8 protein-coding genes and 1 pseudogene are annotated in these 8,863 nt (G+C 37.6%); 4 read left to right on the top strand and 5 right to left on the bottom strand.

Annotated elements, in window-relative coordinates; all coding sequences use genetic code 11:
* Nucleotides 1-85 precede the first annotated feature (85 nt).
* The 5 genes from FJR38_RS25980 to holA all read right to left on the bottom strand — a co-directional run bounded on the left by FJR38_RS25980 (nucleotide 86) and on the right by holA (nucleotide 3,857).
* Entirely contained in the window at nucleotides 86-529 is a 444-nt protein-coding gene (locus FJR38_RS25980; protein ID WP_006196493.1) for a hypothetical protein, read from the bottom strand.
* 110 nt (nucleotides 530-639) lie between these two features.
* A complete protein-coding gene (gene ssb, locus FJR38_RS25975; protein WP_168540370.1) occupies nucleotides 640-1,023 on the bottom strand; it encodes a single-stranded DNA-binding protein in 384 nt (127 codons plus the stop codon).
* Nucleotides 1,024-1,247: 224 nt separating this feature from the next.
* Entirely contained in the window at nucleotides 1,248-2,075 is an 828-nt protein-coding gene (locus tag FJR38_RS25970) for a hypothetical protein (RefSeq protein WP_168540368.1), read from the bottom strand.
* A 120-nt stretch (nucleotides 2,076-2,195) separates the two neighbouring features.
* Nucleotides 2,196-3,191 (bottom strand): DNA polymerase III subunit delta', encoded by a 996-nt coding sequence (locus FJR38_RS25965; RefSeq protein WP_168540366.1) that lies wholly within the window; start codon nucleotides 3,189-3,191, stop codon nucleotides 2,196-2,198.
* A gap of 117 nt (nucleotides 3,192-3,308) precedes the next feature.
* The gene (gene holA / locus FJR38_RS25960) at nucleotides 3,309-3,857 is read right to left on the bottom strand and encodes a DNA polymerase III subunit delta (protein WP_254449576.1); all 549 of its coding nucleotides are present in this window, start codon (nucleotides 3,855-3,857) and stop codon (nucleotides 3,309-3,311) included.
* 186 nt (nucleotides 3,858-4,043) lie between these two features.
* On the opposite strand from holA, the gene FJR38_RS25955 reads away from it, so the two are divergent.
* The 4 genes and pseudogenes from FJR38_RS25955 to FJR38_RS25940 all read left to right on the top strand — a co-directional run.
* Nucleotides 4,044-6,239 carry a dynamin family protein gene (locus FJR38_RS25955; RefSeq protein ID WP_168540364.1) on the top strand — a complete coding sequence of 732 codons (2,196 nt, stop codon included), beginning with the start codon at nucleotides 4,044-4,046 and terminating at the stop codon, nucleotides 6,237-6,239.
* A gap of 27 nt (nucleotides 6,240-6,266) precedes the next feature.
* The gene (locus FJR38_RS25950; protein ID WP_168540362.1) at nucleotides 6,267-7,442 is read left to right on the top strand and encodes a DUF342 domain-containing protein; all 1,176 of its coding nucleotides are present in this window, start codon (nucleotides 6,267-6,269) and stop codon (nucleotides 7,440-7,442) included.
* A 2-nt stretch (nucleotides 7,443-7,444) separates the two neighbouring features.
* Nucleotides 7,445-8,380, top strand: coding sequence for a hypothetical protein (locus tag FJR38_RS25945; RefSeq protein WP_168540360.1), 936 nt, complete (start codon nucleotides 7,445-7,447; stop codon nucleotides 8,378-8,380).
* Between the two features lie 229 nt (nucleotides 8,381-8,609).
* Nucleotides 8,610-8,863: pseudogene (locus tag FJR38_RS25940) on the top strand (hypothetical protein); the annotation flags it as partial.

The following is an 8,863-nucleotide window of genomic DNA, read 5'->3' as shown; positions in this document are numbered from 1 at the left end:
GGAAATATTAAACCACTTTTTCAGAAAAAAATTATCTGCCCACAGAAAAAAAATACCTCTGGCAAAGTAGCCAGAAGTAAGATCATTAAAAGGGAATGTGAGAAATATTAGTATTTGGAGAATGTCCGTTGTTAGATGCTGTAGCTACACCAGCACCAACTAGCTGTTGAGTATTTTCCTGTGGAGTTGCTTGAACAACAGGTGTAGCAGTTGGTATAGGATTCCGATTACCAGTGGTAGTGCAGATGAAAGTGCGGATAACCAAGGCAGTTTTCTTTTCTTTATATCCCTTACCGCTATCCACTACGTTAATATCTAAATAGCCCATAGCGATACCAGTAGCATTAATTCCTGATTCAGCAATGGAAACTGCGGCTGCTCCCTTGGTTCTGTAGGGAATTGTGTCTTCCACTACGCCATCTTTTGAATAGTAGGAGAAAACACATTCACCATAGACAATCTTTACACCTTGGCTATCAAAAGCTTCATCAATACTGAGGAGTCGAATAGTTTGAGTTGAGTTAATCATGGTCTATTCCTTGTGATGAAATTGTCAATTGTTCATAAAAATTGCGCTTTGCGCTTTTCAACCACAACATCCCACAGACAAAAGTTATGCTGCGGGATGTGGTTAGTTTTCTAGAAGTTGGCGTTAATTATGGAATCTTGGTCTTCACTGGTTTCATTCGAGTCTTTACGTTGAGCAGAACTGATCAGTTCTAGATTGCTGACACGAATGATGGGTTTTTGTCTGGATTCGTTGGTGTTTTTATCTATCCATCTGTCAAAGACTATTTCACCGGTGATCCCAATAGTTGAACCCTTTTGAACCCAGTCTGCTGCAACTTGAGCAATATTTCCCCAAAGTTCTAAATCAAACCAGAGGGGATTTTCACTTCTGTAGGGAGGTTTGACAGCAAGAGTCAAGGATGTTTTCATTGCACCTGACTCGAAGTATCGAACATCAGGTGTTTGACCAACGCGACCAACTAAATCAACTTTATTGATGTATTGCTGAGACATATTATTTTCCTTGGGTAATCAATGTTTTTCACGGTATTAGCGCGATAGCGCATTCTCGGTTATGCAACTAAACGAATGATTTGCTACAGGCTGATTTGAGGCTTTATTGGATACAGCTCAGTATCAAACCTGATTGCGCCTAGCGCACTATTACCTACGGTATTAAGCGCAAAACCTACAAAAAAATAACCCCAAATCTGCTAGAGATTTGAGGGTGATGACTATTACAAAACTTGTTCTTTGGTTGCTAAACCATGCAGTTTGGTTACTAATTTCTCTTCTTTCATGCGAGAGAAACCAGGGATTTTGTGCAATTTGGCTAACTCCTTTAGTCTTTTTAGAGTTAGTGTTTGTAAATCTTCCAAACTTGCTAATTCTGGAGAATCGGGAATATTTGTTATTTCTAAGGAAGAGTCATCAGGTGTAGGAGAATCAGTTAAATCGGTGATTAGTTCTGCTGTGTCGCAGGGAATAATATCATTGCTGTCACTGCTATGATCAATATCTTCACTCACCACAGTTACAGTATCGCTACTAGCTTCACTAGGAGTATCATCTGATGGTGTAATAGATTCAGATGATGTTTGAGCGATCGCCTCAACTACTAAATTATCCTCACTATCTTCGCTTACCGGGGCTACTATATTACTACCAGCTTCACTAGGAGTATCATCTGGTGGTGTAATAGATTTAGATGATTCTGGTAGAGCGATCGCTTCCGGCAGTGTGCTTTCCTCAATCTCTTCGTTTACGGTATGTACTGTATTACCACCAGTTTCACTAACAGCATCATCTGTTGATGAAGTGCTTTCAGTGGGTGAAGTAATTGCATCACTATTGCTGAGGTTAGGCGTTTCTGTTTCCCCGCTTGTGTCACCAAGAATTTGCTCAATAGTGGCTACAGTGGGTTCTTTTAAAACGGTAATTCTGTGGAAATTTCCCACTTTTCTAACTGAGATTCTTGCTCCAGCCGTGCGGAGTTTTGTTGTCAATTCATTGAGCAGGAGAAAAGCTACATCCAATTGACGGTAATTATTGATAATGGCACTCATGGTTTTTTGTTTGATTTAGTTCACCACAAGAGCGCATAGCGCAATCTTTTTGTCCAAAAATGTTGTTTGGTATTTTTTATGATGTTTAGACAGACTGCGTTGAAAATGTAGTTTTTGGTATTAATCAGGAAATAGTAAAACTTCCCATACTAATCGGGGAGAGGCCATTTTCAACAGAGAGTTTTTGGCATCTTCCAGTTTCAACAGCCAATTTTGATCACTGAGAAATTCCTTCCAGCAATGTTGCAGGTAATCTATCAGCCATAGTTGTTGATGAAAATCCAATTGCAATTCAATATCTTTGGCAATACTTAACGCGGTTAACAGATTGTTAGGTGGCTGAATTAGTTGTTGCAAAATTGATTGTGGAATAGATTTGAGTTGATCATGGTAAGCGATCGCTATTCCAGGAGAACCACCAGCAAACTGTATAACATTTGGGTGATTGAGAATTTCAGAACGTCCCACATTTTTTAAAACTGTGGTCATTTGGGCGTTGTTTAGTCGCTGGAAAGGAATCAGTTGACAACGGCTGGTAATTGTAGCAAGTAACCTTTGGGGTTGGGATGAAATGAGGATAATAGTGCCGGATATTGGCTCTTCTAAAGTTTTCAGCAGTGCATTAGCAGCAGTGGGTGGCATTCTTTCAGCATTTTCTACCACGACAATTTTGTAAGGTGCAATTAGAGGGGAGGTAGCCAGAAATTGGGTGATTTCTCGAATCTGCTCAATTCTAATTTGGGATGGAGATTTTCGCAGTACCCCAGAAGCTGCTATTTCACTCTCACTTAACAACTGTTTTTGGTGTAGGTATGTTGGTTCAACCCATAAAATATCAGGACAATTAGCTAGGTTTTGGATGTTGAAAATTTCAGCGATAAAGCATTTCGCAGCTAAAGATTTTCCTACTCCGTCTGCTCCAGCAAACAAATACGCAGGGACAATTCGGTTGTGTGTAATTCCACCTTTGAGTAAAGATACCGCTAAATTTTGACCAATGATTTTTGATAACTGCCAGTTTTCTGCAATTGGCTGTGTAGATTTGGAATCTATATTTTGAGAAGGTTCACAAACAGAAAGGTCTGTTGTGAGATGAAGTAGATCAAGTTGCTTCATTTTTTGAGTTTTGGAAATTGTTGTTTAGACATCTCCAGAAATTTAATTTCCCTCCAACAACCGGAGCATTTTAGGTTAAATTTCCGAGGTGTCTATTGCATTTGCAAGAAGTAATACCTACGAGCAAAGTTTGATAATTTGAGTTTGCAAAGCGAGTTTTTCATCTACACCAGATTTCAGCATTAGCTCTAGTTCCAACAGCATTTTCAAACTATTTTTCAGCTTGTTTACACAACAATTAGCAACCTCTTGGCGTATGTAATACAAGCGTTTGGGATTTTTCACGTCTGCAAGTTGGGCGATCGCATTCTCATCTTGACACCCGGTGATGATCATCTGTTTGACTGTTAGCCAAGTGCGAAAGGTAGTAGTCAGGGTAGCGGTAATCTTTAAAGCTGGTTCGTTACAGTTAATTAAGCATTCAACAAATTCTAATGCTTGAGCAATGTTACCCAAGCGAATAGCGTTGGCTAGTTGTAAGCTATTAGCAGCATTTTCTGAGACTAATTCTTTCACCATATCCCCATTGACTGTTTTACCCAAAGCATAAGTTTTGAGCTTTTCTAGTTCGGTGAATATCAGTCGTGTATGATTGCCTGTGTAATCAATCAATACTTTGTAGGCATCGGTAGTGAGTGTTACACCTAAATGGTAATTTAGTACCAATTAATTACAGAATATTTGTAGCAATGTAAAACTTTGTGAATGCGGTTAGCTTAACTTCTTATTAATGCCGTATACTTTTGTACTATAACTATAGTATGTTATTAAAATATCATCTTGATATATATGACTTTAGGGTATTGTTAGCCCTGTTAATTCCAATACAGTCATGATAGGAGACAAGCTTCTATGCAGCACAGAGCAGACACAATTACCAGCATTATTGAAAAACGCCGTCCTTTATCACGCAAGATTGAAGGTGTAGAGGTAAATCTGAGGGAATTGGTCTCAGCCATAGATGAGGTAGAATCTCATCGCAGTACACTATTAAAACGGGTTGATGACCCAAAAATGCGAGGTGCTTTAGATGATGTAGATTTTGTAAGAATTAAACTAAGTATTAAAGACGAGATAGAAGCACTCGGAAAACTGAAAATTCGTTTCTCACGTGACACCCTGAATATTGGTGTGGTAGGTAGAGCTAGACAAGGTAAAAGCCGTCTGTTGCAAAGCCTGACAGGATTAACTACGGCTGAAATTCCTGATGGCGATCGTCAACATTGTACAGGGGTTCGCAGCACGATTAGTCATAAGCCTAATGTAGAGACTTATGGCGAAGTCACATTTCATTCTGAGCAATCATTCCTGAAAGACATGATTAGCCCATACTACGAAAAGCTAAGGTTGGGAGCAAAGCCAAATACCCTAGCAGAATTCACTACCCAGGCTTTGCCTTCTATACCGGATGATAGATATGCAGTACCCGGAGCTATGTATGGACATTTACAGCAATATTATGACAATTATAGTAAGTATGCTCATCTAATCAATTCACTACCGAGGAGAATTTCCAAAGAAGAAATTCGGAAATATGTTGCCCAAGATAATGCTAATGGCGATCGCATTTTTTTCAACTATCTAGCAGTTAAAGAAGTCAAAATTATTTGCTCATTTCCTAATTCAGATGTTGGGCAAATAGCATTAGTTGATATGCCTGGTTTGGGTGATACTGGTATGGGTGATGAAGATCGCCTGATGAAAACATTAGGTGAAGATATTGATGCTATTCTGTTTGTCAAAAAGCCTAACGCATCTGGTGACCACTGGGGCGATGTGGACGTACAACTGTATGATACTGCAAGTAATTCTTTACCAGAATTATCGCTTAATTCGTGGTCTTTCATGATTCTGAATCGCACTAACTTAGAATCCAACAATGGTGATAACTCCAAAAATTGCCAAGATTTAGCAAATGATATTCGCAACAAGAAGATTGATGTTGTTGAGTGTGTGATTGCTAATTGTGCTGATCCTGAAGAAGCAAACACTCAAGTTTTAGATCGTGTTCTCAACTATTTGGCTGCTAATATTAATCTCTTGGATCAGCAATATGCAAAGTCTTGTCAGGAGCGATTATTCCAATTACAGAGAGTAGTTAGTTCTGAACTAGATAAAGCGCGTCGAGCCTTAGTTCAAGCTGCTCTATCTCAGGATGATGATTTCCTTTTTGATAGGCTATACGATACTTTACTGTCAGAAATTAAATTGGGCTTGTATGACCTTGGTAAAGAGTTAGAAAAAGATCAAAAGGATCAAGACCAAGATTTCTTTAAACCCCAGTTAAAGAGTATTATTCAGGCTTGTCGAAAAAATACAGGAATCCCGTCGTTGGAAGAAATTCATAAGATATACGTTAACACCAAATCTTTCCAGGCTACCTATTCCTATTTTTTAAATAAACTCCTAGACACCATAAATGATAATTTTGGTTCTATGGATACTGGTCTAAAGCAGGTAGTATATCATGCTAAAAATCGTGTAGCAGAGGTATTAATTAACAGAGGTTTAGGAGGTTTAGCAACAACACAAGGACACCTATTTCTCCAATTTATGGCAGAAACAACGTCGCAAATCATGCCTGATGAATACAAGCACTTAAAAACAGCATTTCAAAGAATTTGGAAATTTGAGTTAGCTTATGAGAGTAATTTCTATTATAAAATTTTTCCGTATTTGCAAGGTTTAGATCCTGATAATCCTTCTTCTTTAAAACTTTCCCGATCTCCCACAAAGGAATTATTATGGGAATGTTTGACAGAGATTCATGCAGAGACAGTATTTGACTGTGAAGAAGCTTTGAAAAGTATATATGCTGAACCACCTCAAGCAGTGTTTGCAGAAGTAAAAAAATTCATCAATAAACTGATTTATGCAGAAAAAATAGACCAAGAATGGAGATACTTTATGCAAAAAATGCGATCGCAAATTTGGCCATCTGAATTCCCACCAGCAGGAGAAGAGTCTGATGTCCGTAGAGATTGGAAAAAATTAATAGAACGAGCGGAGACAGCCAATCAACCACAGTTCATGCAATTTTTAAACTAATCTAATTAGATAAGGAGAAACGTTAAAATGTCTCAAAAACCAGAAGAAATCACAATTGCCATGCTCGGATCAAGTGGTGTTGGAAAGACCACTATCCTAGCTTCAATGTATGAACAGTTAACAATTAGTAAAATAGCCAACCTCGAAATTATTCCAGATGAAGAAAGTGCAGCAAGACTTGAAAAAAAGCTGGCTGAATTAAAAAGTATGTTAGTACCTGGGCAAGAAGTAGACATGAAAGTCCAGATTGAAAGAGGAATTCAGGGAAATGAAGAGAATATAAGAAGACTTGAAAGAAGGTTAGCTGAATTGAGAAGTATGATTGCTCGTGAAGAAGGTAGTATAATCGCTAGTGAAGGTAGTGGGAATACAGTCCAGATTGGCAAAGGGATTCCGGGAACAGAAGCTCCTAATGATGATCCATATTCTATAATGTCTCTTGCCTTTGATATTCCTCTTCCTGATCAACAGTCTTTGCAACTGCATTTTTACGACTACCCAGGCAGGTATATTTCCGGGAAAGCACGCGAGATAGAAAAGAACTTTGTCACTGAACTTGTAACCGCAGCAGATGTAGTAATTATAGCTATTGACACCCCTGCATTAGTTATGAGGGACGGGACGTATAACGAAGTTGTCAATAAGACTGAGCTAATTACTGAAATATTTAAGGAAACCTACATAAACATAGAAAGTCCCAAACTTGTACTTTTTGTACCTGTAAAATGCGAAAGGGAAATGATAAAAGGAGAAAGAGATGCTCTAGAACTAACAGAGAAGATAAAGACAGCATATTCCGCTTTACTGGACTTTTTTGCTTCACCTTTTATATCCTCTGAAATAGCTGTGGTCGTTACTCCTATTCAAACTTTAGGCTGTGTAAAATGTACTCGGATTGCAGAGCCAACGACAGAAGATAATCCAATTTTTGTGTTTAGAAAACATCCTGATGCTGATGCTAAATATAGCCCACGGGATACTGATCAACCTTTATCTTATATCATGGCATTTCTTCTTAACCACCATTTGCGTAATCAGGATAATCAAAATATATTCAGAAGAGGAGTTGCTTGGGTATTTGGGTGGAATAATAAGATCAAAGAATCAATTCGTATATTTGCCAGGAGATGCAAAAAAACAGGAGGATTTGAGGTTATTCAAGGTGAAGAATTATTAGATATTAACATCAGGAACAGGAAGTAGCTATGGATATTTATGTTCAAAGTCGCGGATTTTATCAAGACGATGATTACCATTGGTTGGAAATTACGGCAGCCAGTCAACAATCACCGGAAAAACTACCTTACATTTTGCAGAGATCAACTGATCTAATTGAAAGTGAATCACCATCGGTAGTTATTGCTAGAAATGGTCAATGGTTGACGGATTTGTACCGCAAAGATGCTGTGAAATCAATTCGTAAAAAAGGAATTGATCTTCAAAGTGTTAAGGTAGTTAATAACTTGCGTCAAATAGATTTTCAAAAGGTTACTCTGCAAAATAGTGGTAAGTTATGCTTACTAATCACTGGACTTAAACCCAATGGTCGCACGGATTTTCTAGGTCGTCAGATCCGCATATCATTTGCTTGTATATGTGAAGATTCGGATGACAATGAGCGATGTTTACGTTGGTTGGCAGCTAGATTACTAGAAGAAAAAGCTCAAATTTTACTAACTGAAGAAATTAGTCAGGTAATAACATTAGGAGGAGAGGAAGGTTTTCAGGTTAATTGTCAGGCTTTATTGAACTTGATTGAAAAAGGTAAATCAGAAAACTTACCGAATGCTCAATCACCTGATGAAGATGACATTAAGATAGGATCAAATCCTGACTTAAAAGCACAGTTGGCTGATGATTTAAAACAATATCGCTTACCAAAAAGAGAAACACCCCTAGTAGTTTGTACAGATATCAAGGCAGAAAAAATTTTAATTGAAGCACAAGTATGGCGGGGTATATCCAGCTTGGTTAAAGCAAATGGTTGGAAGTATATTAATAAGAAAGAAATTTCAGCTTTTTCCAAAAAAGACCTAGAAGAATGGCTACTTACGGTAGCATTATCTAGTGGAAATATTGTGATATTATTTCTAATAATATTTTTTTTTGCTAGTATGATAGTAAAAAAATGTATTTACTAATAGCTGGGTTGGTAGTAGATTCTGAAACTTTTATCAGTGTGGCTAACCCAATTTACGAACACATATTTTTCCAGAAATGGGTTGGAGAAACAAAGAAAAAATCAACAATACGGTGATGTTACTTTCTATTTAATTGATGAGACGGTTGAGGGAATTATCCCTGCATTTTATCGGGGTTATCACATTTGATGATTCAGATGCACTGCAAAATCAGGAATATTAGGAATTTATGCTAAATCTTTTTGAAAATCTATATGACTTTATGAATCCATTTACTAATTATTATGAGGAAGCTGTTAAAGGAATACCCCTACATAAGAATAGTCCTATTTATGTTTACCGAGAAGTTGATGCAGAACTTTATCAATTTCTAACTTCTCCCCAAATACATCGTGATTGCTATATTTTAGGATCTCCACAAATGGGGAAAACTAGCTTGATAATAAGCACAGCTAAAAGACTTGGTGAAGAAGGAAAAGTTTG

It is taken from the genome of Anabaena sp. UHCC 0253 (assembly GCF_009712085.1).
Classification (GTDB): domain Bacteria; phylum Cyanobacteriota; class Cyanobacteriia; order Cyanobacteriales; family Nostocaceae; genus Dolichospermum.
This window is presented reverse-complemented; position numbering and strand designations above follow the sequence as displayed.

Coding starts and splice junctions, on each gene's coding strand:
- FJR38_RS25965 (WP_168540366.1), bottom strand. CDS start 3,191: ATGAAGCAACTTGATCTACTTCATCTCACAACAGACCTTTCTGTTTGT.
- FJR38_RS25955 (WP_168540364.1), top strand. CDS start 4,044: ATGCAGCACAGAGCAGACACAATTACCAGCATTATTGAAAAACGCCGT.
- FJR38_RS25950 (WP_168540362.1), top strand. CDS start 6,267: ATGTCTCAAAAACCAGAAGAAATCACAATTGCCATGCTCGGATCAAGT.
- ssb (WP_168540370.1), bottom strand. CDS start 1,023: ATGTCTCAGCAATACATCAATAAAGTTGATTTAGTTGGTCGCGTTGGT.
- FJR38_RS25980 (WP_006196493.1), bottom strand. CDS start 529: ATGATTAACTCAACTCAAACTATTCGACTCCTCAGTATTGATGAAGCT.
- FJR38_RS25970 (WP_168540368.1), bottom strand. CDS start 2,075: ATGAGTGCCATTATCAATAATTACCGTCAATTGGATGTAGCTTTTCTC.
- FJR38_RS25945 (WP_168540360.1), top strand. CDS start 7,445: ATGGATATTTATGTTCAAAGTCGCGGATTTTATCAAGACGATGATTAC.